We start from the raw sequence: 26,377 nt of genomic DNA on the forward strand, positions 1-26,377 counted from the left end.
TCACCGTCCTCGGCCATCGTCCTGGTGCGCAGCCCCACGAGCAGGGGAAGGGGAACATGCCGAGAGACCGTCGTGTTGTGACTCAGGACGAGATCTGTGAGGCGCCGCCGACGCGGATGACCGAGCCCCGACGGACAGAGGTGACGGACATGACAGGTGTGCTGCACGCTGTCCGCCTCCACTCCCGGCCGCACATCGATCTGCAGCGCGTGGCCGGCGCGCTCTGTTGCTCCTGACCCCTCCCCCAGCCTTCGGCCGGGGGGAACCCCGTCTCGCTGCGCTCGCCAGCCGCCGTAGCCCCGTTTCGTGTGCGGGCCGGTGATCTCTCGTACGGACTTCCAGGAAGGCACTCACCCGTGTCCTCATCTCCCCTCTCAACGCCCTCTTCTCCGTTGCACCTCGCTGTCGCTCTCGACGGCACCGGCTGGCACCCCGCCTCCTGGCGCGAGCCGGTGGCCCGCCCCCGGGACCTGTTCACCGCCGGATACTGGGCCGATCTGGTCGCCGAGGCCGAGCGCGGCCTGCTCGACTTCGTGACCTTCGAGGACGGCCTCGGCCTGCAGTCCTCCCACTTCCTCGAACCGGACGGCCGCACCGACCAGGTCCGTGGCCGTCTGGACGCCGTCCTCGTCGCCGCCCGCATCGCTCCGCTCACCCAGCACATAGGCCTGGTCCCGACCACGGTGGTCACCCACACGGAGCCGTTCCACATCTCCAAGGCCCTCGCCACCCTGGACTATGTGAGCACCGGCCGGGCCGGCCTCAGGGTGCAGATCACCGCCCGCCCGAACGAGGCCGCGCACTTCGGCCGCCGCACGATCCCCCGCATTGACGCCTACGAGAGCCCGGCCGCGCAGGAGGTGATGACCGACCTCTTCGACGAGGCTGCCGACTACGTGGAGGTCGTCCGCCGGCTCTGGGACAGCTGGGAGGACGACGCGGAGGTCCGGGACGCCACCACCGGGCGCTTCATCGACCGCGAAAAGCTGCACTACATCGGCTTCCAGGGCAAGCACTTCAGCGTGAAGGGCCCGTCCATCACCCCTCGCCCGCCGCAGGGCCAGCCGGTCGTCACCGCACTCGCTCACCAGACCGTCCCGTACCGGCTGGTGGCCCGCTCCGCCGACGTCGGCTACGTCACCCCGCACGACGCCGGCCAGGCGCGGGCGATCGTCGCGGAGATCCGCGCCGAGCAGGAGGCAGCCGGACGCGCCGATGAGCCCCTGCACGTCTTCGGCGACCTGGTGGTCTTTCTCGACGACGACGCGGCCGAGGCTGCGGCACGCCGAGAGCGCCTTGACTCCCTCGCCGGTTCCCCGTACACCAGCGACGCTCGCATCTTCACCGGCACGACCGCCCAACTCGCCGATCTGCTACAGGAGTTGCAGTCGGCCGGCCTGAGCGGTTTCCGGCTGCGTCCCGCCGTCCTCGGCCAAGACCTGCCGGCGATCACCCGGGGCCTGGTCCCCGAACTCCAGCGCCGCGCTGCCTTCCGTCGTGCCTACGAGGCCGACACCCTGCGCGGACTGCTGGGCCTGGCCCGCCCCGCCAACCGCTATTCCCCCGAGTTCTCGGCTTCGCTCGAACCCGGGGGGACCCCCATCGCTGCCACCGCCTGAGCCGGAGGGACCCGTACGACATGAGCAAGCCCCTGAAGCAGATCCACCTGGCCGCGCACTTCCCCGGCGTCAACAACACCACCGTGTGGAGCGACCCCGAGGCGGGCAGCCACATCGAATTCAGCTCCTTCGCCCACTTCGCGCGCACTGCCGAACGAGCCAAGCTCGACTTCCTCTTTCTCGCCGAGGGGCTCAGGCTGCGCGAACAGGGCGGGAACATCTACGACCTGGATGTCGTCGGCCGACCCGACACCCTCACCGTCCTCGCAGCGCTCGCCGCCGTCACCGAGCACCTCGGCCTGACCGGCACCATCAACTCCACCTTCAACGAGCCCTACGAGGTCGCCCGCCAGTTCTCCAGCCTCGACCATCTCTCCGGCGGCCGCTCGGCCTGGAACGTGGTCACCTCCTGGGACGCCTTCACCGGCGAGAACTTCCGCCGCGGCGGCTTCCTCCCGCAGGAGCAGCGCTACTCCCGGGCCAGGGAGTTCCTCGCCACCGCGGGGGAGCTCTTCGACTCCTGGCACGACGACGAGATCCTCGCCGACCGGGCCACCGGGACCTTCCTGCGCGACGCGAAGGCGGGCGCCTTCGTCCACACCGGCCAACACTTCGACATCCACGGCCAGTTCAACGTTCCACGCAGCCCGCAGGGCCGCCCGGTCATCTTCCAGGCGGGCGACTCCGAGGAGGGCCGCGAGTTCGCCGCCTCCGACGCCGACGCGATCTTCAGCCGGTACGCCACCCTGAAGGAGGGCCAGGCCTTCTACAGGGACGTCAAGAGCCGCCTGGCCAAGTACGGCCGCCGCCCCGATCAGCTGCTGATCCTGCCCGCCGCGACGTTCGTCCTCGGCGACACCGATGCCGAGGCCGCGGAGCTGGCGCGCGAGGTGCGCCGGCAGCAGGTCAGTGGTGCCACGGCCATCAAGCACCTGGAGTTCGTCTGGAACCGGGACCTGTCCTCGTACGACCCGGACGGCCCCCTCCCCGACATCGACCCGGATCCCGGCGAGCAGCACATCGCCCGAGGGCGCGCCCAGGTGCGCATGTACCGCGATCCGCCGGCCACCGCGCGCGAGTGGCGGGAGCTGGCCGCCGCCAACAACTGGTCGATCCGCGACCTGGTCATCGAGACCGGCAACCGGCAGAACTTCATAGGCTCACCCACCACCGTCGCCCGGACCATCAACGACTTCGTCCAGGCAGACGCCAGTGACGGCTTCATCCTCGTCCCGCACATCACCCCGGGCGGCCTCGACGTCTTCGCCGACAAGGTCGTCCCGCTGCTCCAGGAGCAGGGCGTCTTCCGTACGGAGTACGAGGGCCCGACCCTGCGCGACCACCTCGGCCTCGCCCACCCCGACGGCATACGCAGCGAGCGGGTGGCGTCGTGAAGTTCCTCGCCATCACCCTCATCGTGCACGCGCCGCATCCGGTGACCGGCGTGCAGAAGCCCACCAGCGAACGCTTCCGCGAGGTACTCGACAACGCCCTGCTCGCCGAAGAGCTGGGCTTTGACGGGTTCGGGGTGGGGGAGCGGCACGAGCGGCCCTTCATCTCCTCCTCACCACCCGTGGTCCTCAGCCACATCGCCGCACTGACCAAGCGGATCCGCCTGTTCACGGCCGTGACCACACTCAGCCTGCTGGACCCGGTGCGCGCCTACGAGGACTACGCCACCCTCGACCATCTCTCCGGCGGACGCCTGGAGTTGATCATCGGCAAGGGCAACGGCGCCGCCCAGCGCGAGCTGTTCCACGTCACGTCCGAGGACCAGTGGGAGCGGAACGCCGAGAGCTACGAGGTGTTCCGGCAGATCTGGCGGCAGGACAAGGTCACCGCCCAGACTCGCTTCCGCCCGGAGCTGACAGACGCCGAGGTGTGGCCGAGGCCGCTGCAGCAGCCGATCCGGGTCTGGCACGGCAGTGCGACCAGCAGGGAGTCGGTCGACCTCGCGGCCCGCTACGGCGACCCGCTGTTCTCGGCGAACGTCACCAACCCCATAGAGCCGTATGCCGAGTTGATCCGCCACTACCGCGAGCGCTGGAAGCACCACGGGCACGATCCGGCCGGTATCGCCGTCGGCGCGGGCACGGCGGGCATCCACGTGGCCCGTACGTCCCAGGAGGCGATCACCACGTACCGGCCCGTGTTCGAGGGCAACCTGGCGTTCCAGAAGCGGCTGGGCCTGGAGCCGGTCTTCCCGACCGTCGAGGACTTCGTCGAGCGCAGTTCGGCACTGATCGGCAGCCCGCAGCAGATCGTCGACAAGGTGCACCGCTACCACGAGCGGTTCGGTCACACGGTGCTGCACCTGCACGCGGACGCAGGCGGCTTGACGGACCGTCAGCATCGCGCCTCGCTGGAACTGTTCCAGTCCGAGGTCGCTCCCGTGCTGCGGCGCGAGATCCCCGACCCACCGTTCGCATGGGGCCCCGTGCTTCCCACGCCACCGATCCCCGAGGAGGAGCCCGCCCATGTCTGACATCCCCCTCGGCGTCCTCGACCTTGTCCCGGTCCCGTCCGGCGCCACGGCGGCCGACGCCCTGCGTAACTCCATCGACCTCGCACAGCGGACCGAGCGGCTCGGCTACGCCCGCTACTGGTTCGCCGAGCACCACCTGAACCCCGGTGTGGCCGGAACGTCCCCCGCCGTCGTTCTGGCCCTGACCGCCTCGGCCACCTCCACCATTCGGCTCGGTTCCGGGGCCGTACAGCTCGGCCACCGTACGGCGCTGTCCACCGTGGAGGAGTTCGGCCTGCTCGATGCACTGCACCCGGGCCGACTCGATCTCGGCCTGGGCCGCTCGGGCGGCCGACCACCGGGACAACCGGCTGCTCCGCTGCCGACCGCGACCCCGGTTGTCGACGGCCGCGCCCCGAACGGCCTGCTCATCCCGCCCCGCTTCTCCTTCGAGCACCTGCTCGGCTCACCCCGCCTCGCCCTGCAACGCAAACTGCTCCTGCTGCCGGGCGCCGAGTCACAGGACTACGCCGAGCAGATCGACGACATCCTCGCCCTGCTGGCGGGCACCTACCGCTCTCCGGAGGGCGTCGAGGCGCACGTCGTGCCGGGCGAGGGGGCGGACGTGGAGGTGTGGATCCTGGGCAGCAGCGGCGGCCAGAGCGCGGAGGCCGCAGGCGCACGGGGTCTGCGCTTCGCCGCGAATTACCACGTCAGTCCGGCCACGGTCCTGGAGGCGGTGGAGGGCTACCGGGCCTTCTTCCAGCCCTCCGACTTCCTCGACAAGCCGTACGTCAGCGTCTCGGCGGACGTCGTCGTGGCCGAGGACGACACCACCGCCCGTGCACTCGCCGCCGGCTACGGCCTCTGGGTTCGCAGCATCCGCACCGCCGAGGGCGCCATCGAGTTCCCGACACCGGAGGAGGCACGCGCCCACACGTGGACCGACGAGGATCAGGCCCTCGTGCAGGACCGCGTCGAGACGCAGTTCGTCGGCTCCCCGGGCCGGGTGGCCGACCAGCTGGAACAGCTGCAGGAGGCCACGGGCGCCGATGAGTTGCTCATCACGACGATCACCTACGACCACGCCGACCGGGTCCGCTCGTACGAGCTGCTCGCGGAGGAATGGCGCCGCAGGGGTCACTCCTCTCCCCAGTCGAGTTGATGCTCGGGAGTTCCTACCGACCAGCCGTACGCGATCGCTTCGGCGCGGCCCGCCTCGTCGCCGCGCCGATAGCGACTGATCCGATATGCGGCTGGCGCCGCGTGGCCTTCCCGGCGAAGACGACCACGCGCTCGTCACGGGCGGTGAAGCCGGCGTACCAGCCAGTTCTCCGGCTCCAGCACCTCGGCGAACGCGTCCGCGAGCCCGCCGACGTTGTCCCTTTCGACGCTGCGCGCTGCGATAAATGGACGGCACGTCGGCAGGGTTGACCTGCGAGAAGGTTCGCGAACTCCGCAGGAACTTCCCGGGCCTGCTCTTATGGCCCGTATCGCAGGATCAGTCCTCGTCGTCCTTGGCTTGCCGCTTCTTGTCGTCCTTGCCCTTCTTCGCGTCGGGCTCGCTACGTGCCTGGTCGTCCTCCTCATCGTGTCGGCCGTTCGCGTTCTCCTCACCGCCGACCGGGAGTGCGGTCGGAGCTGAGGGCGTGGCCGGGGGGCCGCTTGGCTGCGAGGACGGAAGCGGGCTCGTGGTCTGCGGTGGGTCCGTCGACGGCGCCTCCGCCGAGCTGTGTTCGGGGGAGAACAAGGCCATGCCGACAAGCAGTGCCGCGACGAAGACGAACGCTGCTGCCGCGGCTTTCGCTGCTTGGGGCCGGTGTGCGACGAAGGCGCGTACTCCCGGCCGCCGTCGTCGCCGCGTCCGGTGCGCTGGAGCGGTTCCGCCGAGCCGGGACGGGAAGGCATACGTGGTCGCGGTGCCTTCTGCCGTGGCCCCTGCCTCCGGCCTGGGGCGTGTCACGGGTGCGGGCACAGAGGCTGCTGGCAGGGGCTCGGGGCGTCCCAGCCAGGAGCCTGCGGCGAACCACTCGGCTGCCTGGCGTGCTGTCGGGCGGTCCTCGGGCCGCTTGGAGAGGAGGCTGAGCAGGTAGTTTTCGAAGGCGGGTGGCAGATCGACGCCGAGTTCCCGTGGCGGCACGGGGGCTGTGTCGAGGTGCTGGTGGAGGATGGCGATGGCGGTGTCGGCCTCGAACGGTGGTCGCCCGGTGAGGAGTTGGTAGAGGACGCAGCCGAGCGCGTAGATGTCGGCGGCCGGGCCGGCGGGCTTACCCAGAGCGCGCTCGGGGGAGAGGTACAAGCTCGTGCCGACGATTTGTCCGGTCGCGGTGAGCGCGGCGCCCGGGTCGTTCACGAACCGGGCGATGCCGAAGTCGCCGATCTTCAGGGCTCCGCCTGCGTCGAGGAGTAGATTGCCGGGTTTGATGTCCCGGTGCACGATGCCCTGTTCGTGCGCGGCGGCGAGCCCGGCGGCGGCCTGGGCGGCGATGCGGGCCACCTCCTCGGCCGGCAGCTTCCCGGCGGCGGTGAACACGCGGGCGAGACTGTCGCCCTCGACCAGCTCCATCACCAGGAACAGCCGGCCCTCGTGTTCGCCGAAGTCGAGGACGCCGACCACGTGGGGGTGGCTGAGCAGCCCCGCGGTCTGGGCCTCCAGCCGGAAGCGAGCGGCGGCGGTGGGGTCGGAGTCCTGGGCGAGGAGAAGCTTGACGGCCACCGGTCTACCGAGCATCTCGTCGTACGCCCGCCAGACCTCTCCCATCGCGCCCCGCCCGATGACGTCGTGCAGCCGATACCGGCCCGCTGTCAGCACCTGCTGCTTCATCCTCACGTCCGAGACGACTCGATTGCTGTCGGCCATGTCCCCGCGAGGACGGGTGACGTGGAGGTGCCGCAGCGGTCTCAGCCTACTGGAATGATCATCGACCGTTCGCCGCGAACACCGATCAGCGGCCCGGCCGACCCGCGAGGCTCTCGTGGCGCGGGCCCGCGCTCAAGGTGCGCTGCGCGACGGGGTCACCGAGACCGACGCCGCACCGATTCGCCGCAGTGCTCGACGCCGTCATGGCCCTGCCAGGCGAACACCCCTCCGATCTGTGGCGACGCTGTCTGGCGATCATTCTCGACGGGCTCCGCGCCCAGCCGCGCCAGACACCGTTGCCCAGTCCAGGCAGCGTCGGCTGACTTCGGCGTTCACGAGATCGCTGACAGAACCTTGGAAGCGACCGGTGTTGCTTCTCGCCTCACTTGATCCAGTTCTCAACGGCTGAGGAGGAGTGGCGGGTGTGACGCCGGCGACAAGCCGGTGTCGCCAGGCCGATCAGGTGCGGCCCGTGCTTCCGGGCCTGCTCAGGGCTGTACGAGGCTCATCCGGGCAGCCTTACGCCTCGTCCGCGGGAATGGCCGGCCGTGTCGCGTAGCGGACGCGCATCGCGACGCTGGCTGCGGGGCCTGCGGTGAAGACGTAGGTGGCGCTGTCGTCGAGTCGGCGGCTGGTCTTGGCATCGACGACGGGCTCGACTTCCTCGCCGCTGTGCGCGTCGACGAGGATCATGCTGCGCTCCGTCGGCGTAAGGCGGGAGTTGCCCCACGCGGCCAAGGTGACGATCACCGCGCGCAGGGAGCGCCCGAGTTCGGTGAGCACGTACTCGTGCCGGACGGGGCGGGTCTGGTAGGGCCGGAGCTCCAGCAGCCCGTCCGCGACCAGGCTCTTCAGCCGGGTGGTGAGCATGCTGGAGGAGGTTCCCAGGCTCTCCTGGAACTGTTCGAAGCGGGTGCAGCCGTCGAAGGCGTCGTGGAGGATCAGCAGCGTCCACACCGCCGATAAATGCCCGGTGGCCAAGAATGCGGCCGGCAAGACCCGACCGCCGGGCAGGCAGCACTACAGGCGCGCCTCAGAGCACCTGACCATGCCACGCACGTTGCACCCCCGGCGCAGCGCAAGAGGCCGGCCGAGCGACCGGAAGCGCCGCCAACCCGGCGAGGAATCTACCGGCGCACCATGATCCTCGGCATGCTTGCAGCAGGAACAGTCGGCACAGCCGCCGGGATGCTGCGACGTTCTGGCCAGAGTCCGACAAACTCATCGACCAATTCACCTCCGCCGTGGCGTTGAGCCCCGACGTCAGGACTACTCGCTGCCGCCTACACCTCCGACTCGCGGATGTGGGATGTGGCCACCGGCCGCATCACCGGCATTTTCACCAAGGAGCCCACGGACTCGGTGGTGTTCAGCCCGGACGGTAAGTCACTTGCCACCGGCGACGAAGGCGGCGTCCGACTCTGAGACGTGGCCAACGGCCGTACCGCTCATGTAGCCACCGACGACTTCACCCACTCGGTGGCGTTCAACCCCGACGGCAAAGTCCTCGCAAGCGCTACGGACGACAACAGCGGTGGTGTCGGAGGCCTCTGGCTGTGGACACTTCAGTGACACACCCTCAACAGCGGCAGCGGCAGGGGACGTTGATCGCCACTGGTGGTGAATGCGCGCCCTTGATCCACGAGGTGCATCGGTTATGCGGCCATCCGTAACCGGCCCACTGTCTCGTTCTCGGGCGGCTCCATGTCCAGGTGCCATGTACCGAAGCGGCGGGTCTTGCTGGTGATGTACGGGGTGACGGTGGCCAGGTCCACCGGGTCCACCTCCCAGCCCTCGTCGATGAGGTCCTTGGCCACTTTCATGAGGTCCACGGCGGTATGGCCCTCGGGCTTGGTAGGTGTAGTCGGTCTTCGGCTGCCCGCTGTCGTGGATGGGGAGCAAGTGTCACGGGCTGTGGTCGCGTCCGTCCCGTGGGGCGAAGGCTGCGAGGGCGTCGGCGTCGGTCGCGCGAGCCTGCAGGAAGTAGTCGGCCCATTCGGTGATGTCGGGGTAGGCCGAGTCCTGGCTGAGCTGGGTGGCTGCGGCTTGGAGGTCGAAGTGCGTGGTGCGGAGTTCGACGCCCGGGCCCAGGAGGGCCCAGTGTGCTCCGGTTCGTCCGTAGGGCATGCCGATGCTGCCGGGGTTGATCACGAGTCGGCCGTGAGCGAGGCGGACGAACGGCATGTGGGTGTGGCCGCAGACCACGGTGCGGATGTCGGCATCGAGTCCGCTGAAGACTTCCTTCCAGCGGTCGAGGCGGGAGTCGACCAGGACGACCTCCTCGTCGTCGCGAGGGGTGGCGTGGCAGAACAGCACCTTTCCCAGGCCGTTCACGGACAGGGAGAGTGATCGTGGTAGCGAGCTGAGAAGGTCGAGATGGTCCTCTCGGAGCTGTGCGGCTGCCCAGGGAGCGATCGGATCGGGGATCGTGTCGCGTTGCCCCCGGCGGTATTCAAGGAGTTCGCGGTCGGCGTTGCCGCTGATCCAGATGACGCGGTCACCGAGGCTGGTCAGCACGTCGAGAACCTGGGTCGGTTGCGGGCCGGCGGTGATGTCACCGGTGAGCACGATGCGGTCGGCGGTGCTGACGTCTGGTTCGGCGAGCACAGCCTCCAGGGCCGGCAGGACTCCGTGAATGTCGGACAGGACGGCTACTCGGTTCGGCATGGTCACCACTGTGGGGCGAAGACAGCCGAGTGGTGTGTGCGGTGCGCAGCAGCGACCGGCGGCCGGGGCGCGGCGGCTGCAGGGACCAGACCGGCCTCGGGGATATGGGGTGCCGCGGGAATGCCGCCGGTCGCGACGTCCTGTGGCTGCTTGAAAAGCGTCGGACTCCGAGGCCCTGGCGATCGACCACGACGGGACCCGCCTGATCACCTCGGAGATCGAGCCGTCCATCCGGCTTTACGACAAGTCCGGCAAGCTCCGCGGCCAACTGCCCGTGCCCGACGCGCTGCACGTCGAGGATCCCACGCACCCCGCGTACCGGGCCCGTGAGAACCGGACCCTTGAGGGGCTGACCCTCCAGCCCGACGGCAAGACCCTCATCGCCTCCGTGGAAGGGCAGTTGAAGGACGATGGCACGGACGACGAGGGTCATCCGCTACTGCGGCTGCAGACCTGGACGCGGGGCGGGGGCCAGGGAGCGGAGAAGTTCACGGTCGCCAAGCAGTACGGCTACCCGGCCGACAAGGACACCAAATACATCTCCGAGATCGCCGCGGTCGGCGACGGCCGCCTCCTCGTCCTCGAACGCGGCCACATCCGCAACGTGGGCAACATCGTCCGCATCTACCTCGCAGACCTGAGCCGGGCGAGCGACGTCACCGGCGTCGGGAAGCTGACCGGCCCGCCGACCGGCGTAAAGCTCGTGAAGAAGACCCAACTCGTCGACATCGCCAAGTGCCCCGACCTCGGTGCACCCGACCCCCAGCCCCAGCCCAACAAGCTGCTCGACAACATCGAGGGCATGGCCGTCACCGACCACATCTCCGATGGGAAGCTCAAGCTCCTGCTCGTCAGCGACGACAACGCGAACGTGAAGCAGGTCACCCGCCTTTACGCGCTGACCGCCAAGCTGCCGGACAACGGGTCGTAGTAGTGCTTGGTCAGGTTGGCCTCGGGGTGGGTATGTCGCGGTGGCAGGTGGGGCAGGCGTCGGTCCAGAGCGCGAGGAGCGTTTGTAGCTCGCGGACGGCTTGGTAGAGGCTCAGGTCGGCGCCGCGTCAGCTGGCCACGGCTTCCTCGCCGCACTGCCCCAATCAGTTGCCTGACCAGCCGTCCCCTGCCCGCCCACGATCCGAGGGACCCCGGAGAACCCGGCCATCGCGCCGGGACTCCACCATGCCCAGGCAACGAAATCGCCTCGATCACCCAGTAGTTGCGATCAGCGACGCTGCCTCAGCCCAACCGAAACGGTGAGGCCAAGCGATCAGCTTGCCGCCCGCGGAGGCGTTGTCCGTGGTCGGCACTGCCTGCGCGGAAAAGTCCCAGCCGTCGCGCCCCGCGCCCTCCAGCGTCAAGGCGAAGGGGCACTCGTCTTGGCCAACTGCTCTTCGAGTCCGTACAGCTCCGCACGACGCGTGGCGATCCGCTCCAGCACCTCGGGGTCCGTCGTGGGCCGGATCGTAAGAGCTGCACCGGCGGCGACCAGCGGGAAACCCTGAACAACGTCACACCAGGCCCCTGACCTGCCTTCAAGATGGCGGCAGCTCAGTGCTGAGCCTGTCGGCAGGCACTCGCTCGATGCGGGTCCAGCCCCTCCAACCCCGCTCCTCGAGGATCGCCAACACCCGCGCGGCGCCCGGTGAGGAATCAAGCATGGTTGAGTCCATCAGGGCGACGAACTGGTCGTCGATGCCGTCGTCGGCGCCCACCTCGCCGGCCTCCACGGCGCGAATCATCAGGCGCTCCAGGATGTCGGCGATCTCGACGATCCGTGGATCGCCGGCCAGCCAGTCGGGCTCCCCGGTGAAGAAGCTGTAGAGCCTCACCATGTCGGGGTCGTCCAGCTCCTCGTGCTTCTTGGCAATCACGGAGTCGATCAGGTGCGGCACTTGCGCGGCGATCATGATCCAGGCATCCCGCTCCAGCTCGATGTACCGCTCCCCGACGCCGAGACCGCGCAGTCGGTCGAGGTAGTCCACGACGCATTGTGGGAGCGCCAGGTGCTCTCCGGCGGCGAGCCGGGCGAGTCGGCTGCGGGTGTTCTGCAGCCGCCGGATCTCGGCGCGCAGATCCTTGTCGATCTCCTGGACGCCCCCGGCGAACTTCTCCGGGCCGGCGTCGAGGAGGTCCTGCACCCTGGCCAGCGGCACACCGGCATCGGCCAGGGTGTGGATCCGGATCAGTCGCACGACCGCGGCAGCATCGTAGGTCCGGTACCCGGACTGGTTGCGCTCAGGCTCCGGCAGCAGCCCGATCTGGTGGTAGTGGCGTACCGCCCGCACCGTCACACCGGCGCACGCCGCAAGCTGGCTGATGGTGAGCATGGGTCTCAGCCTGCCTCAGGCGATCTTCCGGCGATAGGCGGCCATCGCGAGGACGTACGCCACGACGAGAATGCCCACACACCACGCGAGCGCGATCCAGATGTCGTCGCCCACCGGCTGCCGGGCGAACAGGTCGCGGATCGTGTTGACGATCGACGTCACCGGTTGATGCTCGGCGAACCAGCGCACCGGGCCGGGCATGGTTTCCGTGGGCACGAACGCAGAGCTGATGAACGGCAAGAAGATGAGCGGATAGGCGAACGCGCCCGCACCCTCGACAGACGCCGCGGAGAGCCCGGGGATCACGGCGATCCAGGTCAGCGCCAGGGTGAACAGGAGCAGGATGCCGGCGACCGCGAGCCATGCCAACACTCCTGCCCCCGTGCGGAAGCCCATGAGCAGAGCGACGCCCACGACGATCACGAGCGAGATCAGGTTGGCGACCAGAGAGGTAAAGACATGTGCCCACAGCACACCTGACCGTGCGATCGGCATGGACTGGAATCGCTCGAAGATCCCGTTCTTCATGTCGGTGAACAGCCGGTACGCGGTGTAGGAGATGCCCGACGCGATGGTGATGAGCAGGATGCCGGGCAGCATGTAGTTCACGTACGAAACCGACTCTGTGTCGATCGCGCCGCCGAACACGTAGACGAACATCAGCATCATGGCGACCGGCGTGATGACGGTCGTGATGATGGTGTCGATGCTGCGTGTGACATGGCGCAGGGTGCGCTTCGTGAGAACAGCAGTGTCCCCGAAGAAGTACGCGGTCATCCTTGGCCCCTAGTCGTTCGTGCCGGTGGCGTCGCTCTTGTCGTCGCCACCGATAATCGAGAGGAAGATCTCCTCCAGGGTCGGCTGCTTCTCGACGTACTCGACCGTGGCGGGCGGGAAGAGCTGCTTGAGCTCGGCGAGGGTGCCGTTCACGATGATCCGACCCCGGTGGAGGATCGCGATCCGGTCGGCCAGCTGCTCGGCCTCGTCCAGGTACTGCGTGGTGAGCAGCACTGTCGTTCCGCAGCCGGCGAGCTCCTTGACCGCATGCCACACCTCGATGCGCGCCTCGGGGTCGAGCCCGGCCGTCGGCTCATCCAGGAAGATCACCGGCGAATTCCCGATGAGGCTCATCGCGATGTCCAGTCGGCGGCGCATCCCACCCGAATACGTCGACACTCGGCGCGCGCCCGCCTCGGTCAGCGAGAAACGATCGAGCAGGTCATCCGCGATCGCGCCCGGGTTCTTGAGGTGGCGCAGCTTGGCGACGAGTACGAGGTTCTCCCGACCGCTGAGGATCTCGTCGACGGCCGCGAACTGCCCGGTGAGGCTGATGAACTCCCGCACGTTCGCCGGTTGCGTGGCGACGTCGAAGCCATTGACGCTCGCCGTCCCCGCGTCAGCCTTAAGAAGCGTGGCGAGGATTTTCACAGTCGTGGTCTTGCCCGACCCGTTGGAGCCGAGCAGGGCGAAGATGTTGCCCCGCGCCACGTCGAAGTCCACGCCGCACAGCACTTCGAGCTTCCCGTACGACTTCGCGAGACCTTGCACGCGAATCGCCGGATGAGCGATCGATTGGGCCGTCATGGTCGTCTGCCTCCTTTGCGGAGCTGTTCCAGGCGACCTGCGAGGAAGCTCCTGCCGGAAGGATGGAGGGTTAACCCAGCGTCAAGGTCAAGCCGCTCCGACCGCGGCACCCAGATCGCCGGCGCTGATGCGGGTCGTCCTGTGATTCGTTCCCCTCGGGCAATGGCTGGGCGTAGCCTCTCCAGCGTCGGAGAAGTCCGCGATCAGCGCGAACATCGCCTAGGGCGAGGGGCGGCGGCGTCGGATCACGAGGTCGATCACCTGCTGGCTCGGCGCGATCGTGCCACGCCGAACTCACACTTGGTTCAGCGTCCGTGATGAAGGGCTACTGCGTCCGCTACACACTCGCCACGAAGCCAGTGAACGAGCTGGTCGAGGCTGCCCCTGCTTGACCGTGGCGCCGCCGGCCGTGTTGTGCTGACGGCCCCTTCCCGGGAGGCCCTGGACAACGCCCAGGCTGACGGCTGGACCTGCGTGATCGTCACCAACGGCCGCACAGCCCAGCAGGCGGCCAAGATCCGCTGTGCCAGACTCGACCAGGTCGTCCAGGGCCGGGTGTTCTCCGAGAAGGTCGGCCGCAAGAAGCCCGAAGCGGAGATCTTTCACGCTGCCGCGGATGCGGTGGGAGTGTCCCTCACCGGCGCATGGGTCATTGGCGATTCCCCGCATGCCGATGTCGCCGGCGCGAACGCGCTCGGGCTTCGAAGCGTGTGGGTGTCGAACGGGCAGCCGTGGGCCCAGGATTCCTACCAGTCCACCCATGTCGCCGAGAATGTCGCCACCGCGATCGCCTACGTCATCAGTGCGGCAGGAAAAGGCACGACCGACCCTCTTCGTCGCCTCCACAAGGCCAAGCCCGTGAAATTTTGCCGCCACCTCACACGGGTTCGCCGGAACAAGTGCGTTTTTCAAAAGGCGCGTTGGAGGCGATCACGCTGTTCTTCCCCTGCCTGCCTGCCTGCCTGCCTGCCTGCCTGCGCGGCGAAGGCCCCTCGCTGGACCGGCAGCAGTCCGGGCGGAGCCTTCGCATTGATTCGGTGAACGCCTTCCTCGGGCACGGAGGCTGCGATGACCCCGAGTGGATCAACGACGAACTCGGGTACGGGGAACTGGGCTGACACGGCGCCGAGTTGCTGTTCCAGGTCGTGACCGAGGGCGGCGGGCGACGGTCTTGGGCAGCTGTTTTTCGCCGACTTCCGTGCTGGCGGTGCCGTGCAGCAGGGCGAGCAGACCGAGCAGGGTCTCGTGCAGGTGGGCTTCGTCGCTGGTGGTCCAGCCAGGCCTGTGCCTTCTTCCGACGCCGGCGGCGCCAGGGCCGGACGGCGGAGTTCCACGACCGGCCGCGCGGAAGGGTCCGGATGTGCGAGGGCCGCTCACCCGGGCCGACCGCTGGGATCATCGGCTCGCAGTCGGTGCGGGTCGCGGCTACGGTGTCGGCCGCCTCGCGCGGCTATGACGGTGGGGAGGAGATAGCGGGCCGCAAGCGGCACGTGATCACGGACTCTCTCGGCCCGCGCCGGTAAAGACACTCTTCAGGGGCCGCTACGAGTCACCCTCGCCGCGAGGCACTGGCGAACGCGGCGATCAGAGCTACCGCGTTGTCGGTCGTCACCGCCTCCGCGATGGTGTCGGCCTCGTTCTCCGAGCTCTCCTCGCGGGACACCTCCCAGGCCGATCCGATCAGCCTCTTGGCCCCGGCCAGGGCATGGCTTGGTGCCCGCGCCAGCTGTGTGGCGAGCGCGGAGCCGCGTTCCCAGTGCTCTCCGTCATCGGTCACCTCGGCCACCAGGCCCCACTGCGATGCCTCGTCGGACGACAGCACCCGTCCCGTCAGAGCGAGGTGGAGTGCGCGCTGCTGTCCCACCGCGCGCGGGAGCAGGTACGACACGCCGCAGTCGGGGGTCAGACCCACTCCGGCGTAGGCCCAGAGGAACTGGGTGGAGCGAGCGGCTACCACGATGTCGGAGCTGAGTACGAGGCCCAGTCCGGCACCGGCGACCGACCCATGCACGGCGCTGATCACCGGTTTGGGAAGCGCCGACAGGTCCCGCAACGCCCGGTCGAGTTCGGTCGCCAGTGCATGCACGTACGCTGCCGGGTCGTCCGCCTCTGCCATGGAATCGAGATCCCCGCCCGAGCAGAACCGTTTGCCCTCACCGGATATCAGGACGGCGCGGATCTCGTCGGACGCGGCCCTGCGCACGGCTCCCGCGAACTCCATGGCGGTGGTGAAGTCGATCGCGTTCGAGACCGACGGACGAGCCAAAGTGATACGGGCGACCGTGCCGTCCTGCTCGTACCGGACTGCTTCGTATGTCATGGGTCCCCTTTCGTGGCCCTGGAATGGGGCTCCTGGCTGCGGGGCGGCGCATGACCGTTGCCCCTGTCGAACGTATGACCTGGCGGGTGGTGTCACAGGGCCGGAGGGCACCGACTGACCGCTGTTGAGAGGCCTGCCCGCCACCGGGGCCGCCCGCCCCCGGGACCGCCTGCCAAAGCGACTGGGCGCCTGGGTGGCTCGCGCGGCACTGGCTCACCGGGCAGCCTCTCTCGGCCCTGTGCCGGGTGATGCCGCGGGTACGCCGAGGTGCTCGGGCGCGGCGGCGGCGATGTCGAGGGTTTCCAGCACGGCTCTTCTGCCCACTCCCAGCCGAAGGGCGTTCGTCAGGTGCAGGCGAACCCCGGGCAGGTAGCGGTGGGTCGGGGTCGCGTCGGCGGCCAGGGAAACGAGTTCCTTGACCCGGCCGCGGACGTGCCCGGTCCGCCAGGGCACCGCGCAGTAGGCGAAGAACGCCTCGTACGCCTCGGGGGACATGCGCAGCAGGGCGTCCAGGTAGCCGGGGACCTCACGTTCGAAGTCGTCCCAGTACGGATCATCGCCCCGCAGACGCGCGCGCAGGGCCGCGCGGCGCTCGTCGAGCGGTCCGTCCAGGGCAGCCGCGCCCGGCTCTGTGCCCCGCGCCCGCAGCACCGCCGCCACCCGGCGGGAGCCCTCCATCAGTGAGTGCACCCCGAGTCCGGAGACCACCACGACGGTTTCGTGGATCTGTGCGGGAGTGGCGCCCGCGTCGAGCGCGTGCCGGGTGTACTCGTCGATGCCGTCCGGGTCGAGCGTCGACACCGCCGCGCGCACGGCCAGCCCGATGAGCGCCGCGTCGCACGGGCCGAGTCCGTCGCCGTCGGGTACGCCGTCCAGGAGGTCGAGCACCTCGCGGCGCACCGCTTCGACCGTGATGCGGGAACGCGTTGTGCTCGCGGTCATGTCCGCCGGGCCGTCGTTCACGGGTGTGTCAGCTCCGATTCCGTCTCGTTCAGCATGCGGCGCAGAGCCCGCTTGTCGATCTTCGTGGTGGACATCGGCCAGCCGCCGGGTTCGATGAAGCGGACAGCGCGGGGAATCTTGAAACGGGCGATACGGCCCCGGCAGAACTCCATCAGTTCCTCCGGGGTGACCGTGTACCCGTCGCGGACCTCGACGAAGGCCACCGGCACTTCGTCGAGCCGGGGATCGGGGGCGCCGACCACTTCGACGCACCGCACCGCCGGGTGCCGGGCGAGGAAGGACTCGATTTCTAGGGCGGCGACGTTCTCGCCGCCGACTTTCAGCATGTCCTTGAGCCGGCCGTGGAATGCCACCTGGCCCTGGGGAGTCCAGCTGTAGAGGTCGCCGGTGTGCAGCCAGCGGCCCTCGTCGAAGGCGGCCGCGGTCGCCTCCGGATCGTGGTAATACCCGTCGGTGACGCAGAAGCCACGGACCAGTAGCTCGCCGATCACGCCGACTTCGGCGCCCTCTCCGGTCTCCAGGTCGATAATGCGGATCTCCATTCCGGAGTAGGGTCTGCCCTGTGCCGTGGCGCGCGTTTCGATCGAGTCGGTCCGGTCGCTGAGCGCATAGATGCCGGCCGTCTCGGTCATGCCGCACGCCGCGATGAGTTCGGCCTCGGGCAGAGCGGACTGCACGCGTTCCAGAAGGACGCTGGGGCCGATCAGGAACACCGATCGCAATGCCCGGAGCTCCGTCGGGTCGAATGCGGGATGGTCGAGCAGCGGCTGAATGATTGCCGGAAACCAGGGAAAGGCGACGGTGACGCCCTCGCGGACCAGCAGATCCCGGGCCCTGCCGGGTTCGTAGTGGACATCGGTGAGAAATGTCCCGCCGCTGCCGATCGACCCGAGGAAAGGCGACAGGGCGGCGATATGGAAAAGCGGTCCGGCGGCCCAGGTGACATCGTGGTCACCGGTGCCGAGCCGGAAACGGGCCCGTTCCACCGGACCGCGGGTCATGGCCTCGTGCGACAGCAGACAGCCCTTGGGGTTCGCGGTTGTGCCGGATGTGTAGAGAAGCGCCGCGATATCGCGGACGCGGACGCGGCGCCGCAGTTCGAGAATCCTTCGCGGATCGACGTCGGCGGCGAGTCGGTCGAACGCGGCGCGGTCGAGGAATCCAGCCCGGTCCGCACCGCACAGCAGCACCGCCGCGCGCAGCCCGCGAGCCTCGGGCAGGCTCAGCCGGGTCGGGACCTTCGCGGTGGCCAGTGACGGCAGGGCTTCCTTGAGTACCGCCGCGAAGTCGACGTACTGGTCGGCACCGGCGGTGGTCAGCACGGCGACGAGATCGCTGTTGTCGATGATGTAACCGAGCTCGGTGGCCTTGTGGCGGGCGTTGAGCGGAACGACCACCCCACCGATCAGCGAGATGGCGAACAGCCCTTCGGCGAACTCGACGCCATTCGACGCGAGTAGCCCCACATGCTCTCCGGGGCGGATACCGAGCGCGACCAGTCCTCGTGCGGTCCGCTCGGCACGCTCGTACAACTCGGCGTAGGCGTACCGCACACCGGGAAGCACCAGCGCGTCGCGACCGGGGTGCCGATGGGCAGCCCGCACCAGAAGGTCGCCGACGCACAACACCTCGGTCCACCGAACATTCTCCGTCATGCCGATCTCCGCCCGTCGATGTCGCCCAAACTCAGCCTTATGCTCTGGCTGTTCTGATTCATTCCGCCCGGACCCCCGATGAACGCACTCCCGGCGGTGGTAGGCTCCGCGTTATGAGTCCGCCCGCCAAACGCACCCCGAAAACGTCGCACAGCGGTCTGAGTAAGCGTCGGCAGAGCGCTCAAGTAGAAGGCGGCGCCGCCTACTTGGCGAAACGTGGAGAATTGCTGCAAATCGCCGGTGACGTGTTCAAGGAAAAAGGTTACGAGGCTGCGACGCTCAGTGACATCGCCGCCCGTTTCGGCACCGACCGTGCGGCCATCTACTACTACTTCTCAGGCAAGGAAGAGCTGTTCCAGGAGGTCTTCCAGGCCACCGCGAAAAAGGTGCTGGACGAGAATCTCGCCGAGGCCGTCCGGATCGCGGACATGGATATGGATGCCCATCGGAAGCTGCGCCTCCTCATCGAGTTGCAGATTACTTCGTATGTGGCGAACTACCCCTATGTGTATGTCTACATCCAGGAAGACATGGGGAAGGTCGCATTCCAGTCGACGCCCTGGGCACGTGAAATGGCGCGGAAGACCCGCCGATTTGAATCGATTGTCACGGACATCATCACCTCGGGGGTGCGGGAGGGGACTTTCCGGGAGGACCTGGCCGTGCCCCTGGTGGTGAAAGCACTCTTCGGAATGGTGAACTGGACCCACCGCTGGTTCAAGCCGGGCGACCGGAAATATTCGCTGGAGCAGACCGTCGAGACCTTCTCGGCCGTCTTCTTCGACGGTCTGCGGCGCGGCGAGCCGTGACCTTCCGGCCGGCTACCGGGGGAGATCGGCCGCCACCGGCTTCTGCCCCGGCCAGCGGGAACGCAGTTCGGCGGTGAGCGAGGTGGCGACGTCCTCCCACGGCCCGACATGGAGGACGGCCAGCTCGCGGCGCTTGATCTGCCACCCCGCGTCCGCACGGACATAGTCGTCCAGGTAGCGCACCGCGCCGTAGACCGTCGTCCCGCCGCGTGCCAGCTCCAGATGGGCGCCGACGACACCGTCCGCGTGGTCGTCGTCGTGGAAGGTGAGGAGCGTGAAGTTCTGGGTGTGGACCGTGACCCCCATGGTGGCCCGGTCCTCCTTGATGAAGCGCACGATCGACTCGCGGTCCGAGCCGCCCGAGAAGCCGCCGCCCATGAGGAATTCGGCATCCGGCGCGAATGTCGATCCGAGGGTCTCCAGGTCGTTGTCGTCGGCCGCGAGGAAGTAGCGGATCACCAGGTCCTCGATGGCGGCACGGTCCTCCAGCCTGCGGATGCGGGATTCCAGATCACTCATCTCCACACCTTTCGTGAGCGGTTCCATGACGGTCAGCGGCCCTGCCACCGGGGAGCGCGCCGATCGGCGAAGGCGGCACGGCCTTCCAGGCGGTCCTTGGTGGAGGCATAGGCCTCGATGGGTTCGTAGCGGGTCGCCAGGGCGACCTCCAGCGGCCAGCCCACCCGGGAGAGGACCGCTTCCTTCGCTGCCTGCACTGCCAGCGGCGAGGCGGCCGCGATCTTCTGGGCCCAGCGGTCGGCGGCTTCCATGAGGTCCGGGTAGCCGACGACCTCGTTGACCAGACCGTAGCGTTCGGCCGCCGCGGCCGGGATGCGCTCGCCGGTGAGGATCATGGCCAGGGCGATGTGGTGGGGAAGCTGACGGATGGCCCGGTGCATGATGCCGGCTTCGCCGATGATGCCTACCTTGGTCTCCGGCATGCCGAACTGGGCCGTGTCGGCCGCGACGATAACGTCCGCGCACATGGCCAGTTCGAACCCACCGCCGATGACGTAGCCCTGCACGGCTGCGACCAGCGGCTTGCGCAGCATCAGCAGCGGACCGCCGACGCCGGTGAGGCCCCCGCCGAGGGCCATGCGCCGGCTCGGGCCCTCGGCGGCCCCGCTGACGTCCCCGCCGGCGCAGAACGCCTTCTCGCCGGTGGCGGACAGGACCGCGACCCAGATGTCAGGATCGTCGTTGATCTCCGTCCAGGCGTCGAACAGCGCGTCGTCCATCTGCGGGGTGATCGCGTTGAGTGCCTCGGGACGGTCCAGGACCACCCGCGCGACATGGCCGTCCTTCACGAACTCGACTCCGGAACTCACGGTGCGTCCTTTCCGATGGGTTCGGGTGTGGCCTCGGGATCGCGCCGGAAGGAGGCGATGGCCTCCTTGAGTCCGACCTCGCCGATCCAGGCGCGCATCTGGGCCACCGACGGGGACAGGTGCAGCAGGGCGTCCATCTCGGGGACGCCGGCCGCGGCGGTGCGTACGCCCATGGCCTCCATGGCGCGGTTGACCGAGAGCTTCTTGACGCGCAGCACGTCCGAGGGGATGCGCGCGATACGGGCGGCCATCGTCTCCACGGTCGGGATCAACTCCTCCTCGGGCACCGCGTGGTTGGCCCATCCCCAGGTGACCGCCGTCCTTCCGTCGATCGTGTTGCCGGGGACGAAGGCCAGTTCCTTGGCGCGTTTGGGGCCGACGAGCGGTGCCCACAGCGGGGCGATGTAGCCGCCGCCCAGCGGGAGCGCGGGCTCGCCGATGCGGGCGTCCTCGGTGACGACGGTGATGTCGGTGAACACGCACAGCTGGGTCGCGCCGGCCAGGCAGTAGCCGTGCACCGCGGCGATCACCGGCTTCGGGTGATCCCAGATCGCCAGGTAGCGGTTGACGTTGTGCGCCAGCCGTTCGCGGTCGGCGACCGGGTCCGGCGCGGCCACGGTCCTGCCGACCTGGTCGATGTCGTACCCGGAGCAGAACCCCCTGCCCGCGCCGCGGATGGCGAGGACCGGGCCACCGGTGCGGGCCAGTCTGTCCAGGGCGTCGGAGAACTCGTCCAGCATCTCGTTCGACAGCGCGTTGGCCTTCTCGGGCCGGTCGAGAACGATCCAGCTCACCGGGCCGCGGTGCTCGACCCGGATGTTGCGGTAGCCCGGCACGCCGCCCGCGCCGCCCGCGCCGCCCCCGCCGGACGCGGGAGGCCCCGTGCCGCCCGGCTCCGACGAGGCCGTCACGAGACCGCCCGGCCGATCGGGATCTGCCTCTTGACGTGGAAGTCCACCACGCCGGACGCCCGCAGCTCGCGCCTGGCGAAGCGCCAGCCCTTCTCCGTACGGACCAACTCGTCGTGGTACTGGCCGAAGAAGTGCCCGTCCGGGCGGTCCTTGGTGTACCTGTGCCAGGCGTGGAGCACCGACCGCACGGTCGCGGTGGTCCGGTCCGGGTCGAAGTCGACCACGATGTTCGACACATGGTGGCTGGTCGCGGCGAAGAAGCTGCCGATCCCGCTCAGGGTTTCGCGGTACGCGGCACGCCCCTCGGCACCGAAGCCCGGTCCGTAGGAGACGTAGCAGTCCTCGGTGAACAGGGCCGCGATCTCGTCCGGATGGTTCATGTCGAGGTGGTACGCGTAGTCGAACAGCAGCCGGTGGATCTTCTCCGTCTCCACCAGATCGGCCAGCGCGGCCGTCGCCTCGTCCTGTTGCGTCATCTGCGTCATCCTCTGCGTCATCCTCCAGATCGCCCGGGTGCTCTCGCACGGGCGGGTCGGGTCGGAGTGTCGGAGTGAGGGAGTCGTGGGGGAGGACCATGAGCCGCCTGACGGGTCCCGGCTCGTCCTCGGTCGCTCTGTCGCCGCCTTGCCGGAACGGCGTGCCGTGGATGCTATCTACGTCCATGTAAACGGTCAACGCTTTCGACGCACTGCTTGAGAAGCCTGTGAGCTGCGGTGGAGCATCTTCAAGATCAATTTACGAGAGTGTTGACGGTTTACGTTGGCGTAGATAGCTTGGCGATACCGCACACAGTCGGCGTTGCCTGTAGCCACCGACTCCTTCACTCGAATCCCGCGGAACGCCAGGAACCCTCCACGTGGGCCGGCGGGTGGCGAAGGGCCTGCGGAGTACCCACCTCACAGAAGAGGGGCACAGGGTGGATCTGGAACCCAACACCGGAAACCCGGAGCTGCTGAAGCGCGCTTACGGGTGCTTCCCCAGCGGTGTCACGGCCATCTGCGCGATGGAGGGTGACAAGCCGGTCGGTATCGCGGCGAGTTCGTTCACCTCGGTCTCCCTGGAGCCCAGCCTGGCGGCGGTGTGCGTGCAGAACACCTCGACCACCTGGCCGCGACTGCGCGGGCTGCGCCGACTCGGCGTCAGCATGCTCGCCCAGGACCAGAACGAGACCTGCCGCACCCTCGCCCAGAAGACCGGGGACCGGTTCGCGCGGGTCGAGTGGAGCAGCAACACCGACGGTGCGGTGTTTGTCCACGGCGCGGTGGCCTGGTTCGACTGCACCATCCACCAGGAGTTTCCGGCCGGGGACCACGCGATCGTCCTGCTGGCCATCCACGCCCTGCGCGCCGAGCCCGAGCGCGCGCCGCTGGTCTTCCACGGCAGCCGCTTCCGGCAGCTCGTCGCCGTGTGAGCCCGGGTGGACGCCATCGCCCGCCACGAGAGACACAAGGAGACGGACCGGTGAAATTCCACCTCATGCAGACCGGTGTGATCGGTCGGCGCCACGAACTCGAGCAGGGCATGGCGGGGCAGCGCCCTGACCTGTACCAGCGGTACCTCGAAGAGGTGAAGGGCTATGTCCGGCTCGCCGACGAACTGGGCTACGCCAGCTACTGCTCGCCCGAGCATCACCTGCAGATCGAAGGCTTCGAGATCACCAACCACCCTGGTATGTGGGGGCTGTTCGTCGGGTCGCACGCCAAGCGCATGAGCGCCGGGATCCTGGGATACGTCCTGCCCACGCACAACCCGGTCCGGGTCGCCGAGGAGATCGCGACGCTCGACCACATCCTCCAGGGGCGGCTCATCGTAGGCTTCACCCGCGGCTACCACGCGCGCTGGGTGGACTCCTACGCCGCGATCCGCGGCATCGGCGCGACCAACGTCCAGCACGCCAAGGCCCGCGACGACCAGGACGCCACCAACCGCGAGATCTTCGAGGAGTCCGTCCAGGTACTGAAGAAGGCGTGGGAGAACGAACTCTTCAGCCACAAGGGCAAGTACTGGCAGTTTCCCCCGGAGGGCGGCTCGGCCGGCCACCCCGGGTACAGGGAATTCGGCAGAGGCATGGACGAGAACGGCATGGTCCAGGAAATCGGAATCGCCCCGCGCCCCTTCCAGAACCCGCACCCAAAGGTCTACGGTGCCTTCGCCTACAGCATGCGAACCGTTGACATGTGGGCCCGCGAGGGCGGAAAGCAAGTTGTTTTCGCCACAGATCTCGACTTCTGCGAGGCGCTGTGGAAGCGTTACTCCGAGACGGCGAAGAAGGCCGGGCGCGACGTGCCCCGCGAGGAAATCGGGGCCTGGGGCGGCTTTCTCATCCTGACCGATGACAAGGAGCAGGCCGCCCAACTGGAGGCCGAGCACCGGTGGTTCTGGGACAAGTGGTTCATCCCCCACGGTCAGCAGTTCCCCAATGTGCTCATCGGCACCGCGGATGACATCTCCCGGCAGATCGAGCAGGCCCACGACCGCCTGGGATTCAACGAGTGCTTCCTCATGTTCGGCCAGGGACATCTGGAACCGGGCCGCAACAACGACGAACTGATCCGGTTCGCCGAGGAAGTCGCCCCTCGATTCTCCAGCAAGGACAGCGAAGGAACGCTGGTCTAGCGGAAAGAGCGTCCGCCCATGGGCGGAAACGTGACTCTTCCGCGTGCAGGACAACTGTGGTCAAGCGCAGAACCACGCCTTGGACGAGGCCGGGTTCGCGGGTTCAAAGGAGAGCAGCAGACCATGAAGAGCGGCATCTTCAACGTTCCGTATATGCGCCCCGAGCGCACGCCCCGCGAGGTATTCGACTACTCGGTCCTCATGGCACGGGAGGCCGACCAAGCCGGCTTCACCGATTTCATGATAGGTGAGCACGCCACCCAGGGCTGGGAGAGCGTGCCGAACCCGGAAATCATCATCGGCGCCTGCGCCCGGGAGACCGAGCAAATTCGCTTCGCCCCGATGGCGCATCTCCTGGGACTGCATCAGCCCGGTTCCCTGGCCATCCAGGTCGGCTGGCTCTCGCGGGTCCTGAAGGGCCGTTACTTCCTCGGGATAGGTCCCGGAGCCTATCCGCGCGACGCCATCATCCGGGGGCAGGCGGCCGACCTGTCCGAGGCGCGTCCCCGCCGGGACGAGGCGTTGGAGATCATGCGCAAGGTCTGGAAGCGCGAGCCGTTCCACTATGAGGGCCGGTTCTTTACCGGCGGCTTCCCCGAGGAGGAGCCCTCGGCCGAGGACGGCCACCAGGAGCACGTCATGCCGGACTTCTCCCCCTGGGGCGGATCGGAGGCCCTGGAGATCGCGGTGACAGCGCTGTCGCACAACTCGTCGTCGATGCGCTATGCCGGGGAGAACGGCTTCTCGCCCATCTCGTTCTTCGGGGGCGTCGACGTGGCCCGCTCGCACTGGGACACGTACGCCGAGGGCACGGCGGCAAACGGGCACCCGCTGGACCGGGATCGGTTCCGCATCTGCCGGGACATCTTTGTCGCGGACACCGACAAGGAGGCCAGGAAGCGTGCCATCAACGGCGGCCTCGGCCACTGCTGGGAGAAATACCTCGTGCCGATCTACCAGCGGTTCGGGATTCTCCAGGGGTACATCGACGACTCGGGCACCGGTATCGACGTGTCGGACGTCGACATGGACTTCATCGCTGAGCACGTGTGGCTGTGCGGGTCTCCCGAGACGGTCATCCGCAAGACCGAGGAGATGAACGAGCGGATCGGCGGCTTCGGCGAGATCGTCCTGAACACCCAGGACTACATCGACGATCCGAAGCCGTGGATCGAGTCCATGCACCGGATCGCCAAGGAGGTCGTGCCCTGCGTCCGGCCCGTCGGTACGGCAGCCACGGCCTGACGTCATCACCGGCCGGCGCATCGTCGTCGACAGCGGCATCACCCATGTCGCCAACCGCCACACGGGTGATGCCGCCCGCAAGGGGTTCTCGGCGTCCGCCCCCCGCTTCAGAGGGATCGCTTCTGAGCGATGACGAACGATGAGGACACGGCGATGAGGACACGGCTAAGAGGACACGACGATGAGGACACGCAACCAGCGTGAGGAGACGGAAGAGCACATGCAGCTCGCAGGCAAACGCATCATCGTGACCGGCGGTGCACAGGGCATCGGGGAAGCCGTGGTCCGCGCCTACGCGGCCGAGGGCGCCACCGTGACGTCCCTCGACATCAACGAGGAAACCGGCCTCAGGGTGGCCGAAGAAGCCGCCAAGGCCGGTCCCGGATCGGTCACCTTCGCACGTGCCGACGTCGGCGTCCGCGAGGAGGTGAACTCCGCCTTCGCCCAGGCGGCCGCCCGCATGGGCGGGCTCGACGTCCTCGTCAATGTCGCGGGCATCCAGCGCCACGCCCCCGCCCATGACGTTCCGCAGGACCTGCTGGAGACCATCTTCCGCATCAACTTCTTCGGCACCGTTCACACCAACGCGGCGGCCTTCTCCCTGATGAAGGAGACCGGCTCGGGCGCGATCATCAACTTCGGCTCGGAATCGGGCCTGACCGCGGAGCGGAACAACGCCGTCTACGGCGCCACCAAGGCCGCGGTCCACACCTGGACCCGCAGCGTCGCCCGCGACTGGGGCCCCGCTGGAATCCGGGTCAACGCCGTCCTTCCGTATGTGGTCACCCCCATGTACGAGAAGTTCCGCGAAGCGCTCTCGCCCGAGGCGCTTGCCGCGCACGACAAGGAGACGGCCGAGCAGATCCCGCTCGGAGGCAGGTTCGGCGACCCGGCGAAGGACCTGGCGCCCGTCTTGGTCTTCCTCGCCGGCGATGCGTCCCATTTCATCACCGGTCAGCTCATCCCGGTGGACGGCGGTCTGATCTCGGTCCGCTGAGTTCTGTGAGTGCGG

At 68.3% G+C, this 26,377-nt stretch carries 26 protein-coding genes and 1 pseudogene; 13 read left to right on the forward strand and 14 right to left on the reverse strand.

Annotation, left to right across the window (positions count from 1 at the left end; genetic code table 11):
- The first annotated feature begins 149 nt into the window (after window positions 1–149).
- The 5 genes from E0500_RS45270 to E0500_RS42585 all read left to right on the forward strand — a co-directional run bounded on the left by E0500_RS45270 (window position 150) and on the right by E0500_RS42585 (window position 5,248).
- Window positions 150–236 carry a putative leader peptide gene (locus E0500_RS45270; RefSeq protein ID WP_309505340.1) on the forward strand — a complete coding sequence of 29 codons (87 nt, stop codon included), beginning with the start codon at window positions 150–152 and terminating at the stop codon, window positions 234–236.
- Between the two features lie 156 nt (window positions 237–392).
- Window positions 393–1,619, forward strand: coding sequence for an LLM class flavin-dependent oxidoreductase (locus E0500_RS42570; protein ID WP_220141522.1), 1,227 nt, complete (start codon window positions 393–395; stop codon window positions 1,617–1,619).
- Between the two features lie 20 nt (window positions 1,620–1,639).
- Complete coding sequence (locus E0500_RS42575) at window positions 1,640–3,013, forward strand: NtaA/DmoA family FMN-dependent monooxygenase (protein ID WP_131560504.1); 1,374 nt, start codon at window positions 1,640–1,642, stop codon at window positions 3,011–3,013.
- Window positions 3,010–4,104, forward strand: coding sequence for an LLM class flavin-dependent oxidoreductase (locus E0500_RS42580; protein WP_131560502.1), 1,095 nt, complete (start codon window positions 3,010–3,012; stop codon window positions 4,102–4,104). The genes E0500_RS42575 and E0500_RS42580 overlap by 4 nt, the downstream gene beginning before the upstream one ends.
- The gene (locus E0500_RS42585; RefSeq protein ID WP_131560500.1) at window positions 4,097–5,248 is read left to right on the forward strand and encodes an LLM class flavin-dependent oxidoreductase; all 1,152 of its coding nucleotides are present in this window, start codon (window positions 4,097–4,099) and stop codon (window positions 5,246–5,248) included. The genes E0500_RS42580 and E0500_RS42585 overlap by 8 nt, the downstream gene beginning before the upstream one ends.
- 336 nt (window positions 5,249–5,584) lie before the next feature.
- On the opposite strand, the gene E0500_RS42590 is transcribed toward E0500_RS42585, so the two are convergent.
- Window positions 5,585–6,895 carry a serine/threonine-protein kinase gene (locus E0500_RS42590; RefSeq protein ID WP_181587508.1) on the reverse strand — a complete coding sequence of 437 codons (1,311 nt, stop codon included), beginning with the start codon at window positions 6,893–6,895 and terminating at the stop codon, window positions 5,585–5,587.
- Between the two features lie 567 nt (window positions 6,896–7,462).
- The gene (locus E0500_RS42595) at window positions 7,463–7,939 is read right to left on the reverse strand and encodes a helix-turn-helix domain-containing protein (RefSeq protein WP_220141523.1); all 477 of its coding nucleotides are present in this window, start codon (window positions 7,937–7,939) and stop codon (window positions 7,463–7,465) included.
- Between the two features lie 432 nt (window positions 7,940–8,371).
- Between E0500_RS42595 and E0500_RS42600 the strand changes: the two genes are divergently transcribed.
- A complete protein-coding gene (locus E0500_RS42600) occupies window positions 8,372–8,515 on the forward strand; it encodes a hypothetical protein (RefSeq protein ID WP_165934895.1) in 144 nt (47 codons plus the stop codon).
- Window positions 8,516–8,598: 83 nt separating this feature from the next.
- Here the strand turns inward: E0500_RS42600 and E0500_RS42605 are convergent, their stop codons facing one another.
- Both E0500_RS42605 and E0500_RS42610 read right to left on the reverse strand, forming a co-directional pair.
- Window positions 8,599–8,775 carry a transposase gene (locus E0500_RS42605; protein WP_165934892.1) on the reverse strand — a complete coding sequence of 59 codons (177 nt, stop codon included), beginning with the start codon at window positions 8,773–8,775 and terminating at the stop codon, window positions 8,599–8,601.
- A 73-nt stretch (window positions 8,776–8,848) separates the two neighbouring features.
- Window positions 8,849–9,610 carry a metallophosphoesterase gene (locus E0500_RS42610; protein WP_131560496.1) on the reverse strand — a complete coding sequence of 254 codons (762 nt, stop codon included), beginning with the start codon at window positions 9,608–9,610 and terminating at the stop codon, window positions 8,849–8,851.
- A gap of 172 nt (window positions 9,611–9,782) precedes the next feature.
- Between E0500_RS42610 and E0500_RS42615 the strand changes: the two are divergent.
- A pseudogene (locus tag E0500_RS42615) lies at window positions 9,783–10,541 on the forward strand (esterase-like activity of phytase family protein); the annotation flags it as partial.
- Window positions 10,542–11,139: 598 nt separating this feature from the next.
- On the opposite strand, the gene E0500_RS42625 reads toward E0500_RS42615, so the two are convergent.
- From E0500_RS42625 to E0500_RS42635, 3 genes are read right to left on the reverse strand one after another with little or no spacing between them, the layout of a single operon-like run.
- Window positions 11,140–11,934, reverse strand: coding sequence for a MerR family transcriptional regulator (locus E0500_RS42625; RefSeq protein ID WP_131560491.1), 795 nt, complete (start codon window positions 11,932–11,934; stop codon window positions 11,140–11,142).
- 15 nt (window positions 11,935–11,949) lie between these two features.
- Window positions 11,950–12,711: an ABC transporter permease gene (locus E0500_RS42630; RefSeq protein ID WP_131560489.1), complete on the reverse strand. Its 762-nt coding sequence runs from the start codon at window positions 12,709–12,711 to the stop codon at window positions 11,950–11,952.
- Window positions 12,712–12,720: 9 nt separating this feature from the next.
- Window positions 12,721–13,518 (reverse strand): ABC transporter ATP-binding protein, encoded by a 798-nt coding sequence (locus E0500_RS42635; protein ID WP_131560487.1) that lies wholly within the window; start codon window positions 13,516–13,518, stop codon window positions 12,721–12,723.
- A 414-nt stretch (window positions 13,519–13,932) separates the two neighbouring features.
- Here E0500_RS42635 and E0500_RS44775 point away from each other — a divergent pair, with 414 nt between their 5' ends.
- Complete coding sequence (locus tag E0500_RS44775) at window positions 13,933–14,559, forward strand: HAD family hydrolase (protein ID WP_309505323.1); 627 nt, start codon at window positions 13,933–13,935, stop codon at window positions 14,557–14,559.
- A 508-nt stretch (window positions 14,560–15,067) separates the two neighbouring features.
- Here E0500_RS44775 and E0500_RS42645 read toward each other — a convergent pair.
- The 3 genes from E0500_RS42645 to E0500_RS42655 all read right to left on the reverse strand — a co-directional run bounded on the left by E0500_RS42645 (window position 15,068) and on the right by E0500_RS42655 (window position 18,456).
- The gene (locus E0500_RS42645; RefSeq protein ID WP_131560485.1) at window positions 15,068–15,838 is read right to left on the reverse strand and encodes an enoyl-CoA hydratase/isomerase family protein; all 771 of its coding nucleotides are present in this window, start codon (window positions 15,836–15,838) and stop codon (window positions 15,068–15,070) included.
- A 213-nt stretch (window positions 15,839–16,051) separates the two neighbouring features.
- Complete coding sequence (locus E0500_RS42650) at window positions 16,052–16,780, reverse strand: carboxymuconolactone decarboxylase family protein (protein ID WP_131560524.1); 729 nt, start codon at window positions 16,778–16,780, stop codon at window positions 16,052–16,054.
- Between the two features lie 17 nt (window positions 16,781–16,797).
- Window positions 16,798–18,456, reverse strand: coding sequence for a class I adenylate-forming enzyme family protein (locus tag E0500_RS42655; protein ID WP_131560483.1), 1,659 nt, complete (start codon window positions 18,454–18,456; stop codon window positions 16,798–16,800).
- 113 nt (window positions 18,457–18,569) lie between these two features.
- Here E0500_RS42655 and E0500_RS42660 point away from each other — a divergent pair, with 113 nt between their 5' ends.
- On the forward strand, window positions 18,570–19,265 hold the full coding sequence (locus tag E0500_RS42660) for a TetR/AcrR family transcriptional regulator (RefSeq protein ID WP_131560481.1): 696 nt from the start codon (window positions 18,570–18,572) through the stop codon (window positions 19,263–19,265).
- 12 nt (window positions 19,266–19,277) lie between these two features.
- Here the strand turns inward: E0500_RS42660 and E0500_RS42665 are convergent, their stop codons facing one another.
- From E0500_RS42665 to E0500_RS42680, 4 genes are read right to left on the reverse strand one after another with little or no spacing between them, the layout of a single operon-like run.
- Complete coding sequence (locus E0500_RS42665) at window positions 19,278–19,784, reverse strand: nuclear transport factor 2 family protein (RefSeq protein ID WP_131560479.1); 507 nt, start codon at window positions 19,782–19,784, stop codon at window positions 19,278–19,280.
- Between the two features lie 32 nt (window positions 19,785–19,816).
- Window positions 19,817–20,593 (reverse strand): enoyl-CoA hydratase-related protein, encoded by a 777-nt coding sequence (locus E0500_RS42670; RefSeq protein WP_131560477.1) that lies wholly within the window; start codon window positions 20,591–20,593, stop codon window positions 19,817–19,819.
- The gene (locus E0500_RS42675; RefSeq protein WP_220141524.1) at window positions 20,590–21,504 is read right to left on the reverse strand and encodes an enoyl-CoA hydratase-related protein; all 915 of its coding nucleotides are present in this window, start codon (window positions 21,502–21,504) and stop codon (window positions 20,590–20,592) included. Before E0500_RS42675 ends, E0500_RS42670 begins: the two co-directional genes overlap by 4 nt.
- On the reverse strand, window positions 21,501–21,989 hold the full coding sequence (locus tag E0500_RS42680) for a nuclear transport factor 2 family protein (protein WP_220141525.1): 489 nt from the start codon (window positions 21,987–21,989) through the stop codon (window positions 21,501–21,503). Before E0500_RS42680 ends, E0500_RS42675 begins: the two co-directional genes overlap by 4 nt.
- A gap of 431 nt (window positions 21,990–22,420) precedes the next feature.
- On the opposite strand from E0500_RS42680, the gene E0500_RS42685 reads away from it, so the two are divergent.
- The 4 genes from E0500_RS42685 (at window position 22,421) to E0500_RS42700 (ending at window position 26,362) form a co-directional block, all read left to right on the forward strand.
- The gene (locus E0500_RS42685; RefSeq protein WP_309505324.1) at window positions 22,421–22,915 is read left to right on the forward strand and encodes a flavin reductase family protein; all 495 of its coding nucleotides are present in this window, start codon (window positions 22,421–22,423) and stop codon (window positions 22,913–22,915) included.
- Window positions 22,916–22,965: 50 nt separating this feature from the next.
- On the forward strand, window positions 22,966–24,120 hold the full coding sequence (locus E0500_RS42690; protein ID WP_131560475.1) for an LLM class flavin-dependent oxidoreductase: 1,155 nt from the start codon (window positions 22,966–22,968) through the stop codon (window positions 24,118–24,120).
- 123 nt (window positions 24,121–24,243) lie between these two features.
- Window positions 24,244–25,365 (forward strand): LLM class flavin-dependent oxidoreductase, encoded by a 1,122-nt coding sequence (locus tag E0500_RS42695; RefSeq protein ID WP_131560473.1) that lies wholly within the window; start codon window positions 24,244–24,246, stop codon window positions 25,363–25,365.
- Between the two features lie 181 nt (window positions 25,366–25,546).
- Window positions 25,547–26,362 carry an SDR family NAD(P)-dependent oxidoreductase gene (locus E0500_RS42700; protein WP_220141526.1) on the forward strand — a complete coding sequence of 272 codons (816 nt, stop codon included), beginning with the start codon at window positions 25,547–25,549 and terminating at the stop codon, window positions 26,360–26,362.
- The last annotated feature ends 15 nt before the right edge of the window (window positions 26,363–26,377 follow it).

It is taken from the genome of Streptomyces sp. KM273126 (assembly GCF_004337435.2).
Lineage (GTDB): Bacteria > Actinomycetota > Actinomycetes > Streptomycetales > Streptomycetaceae > Streptomyces > Streptomyces acidicola.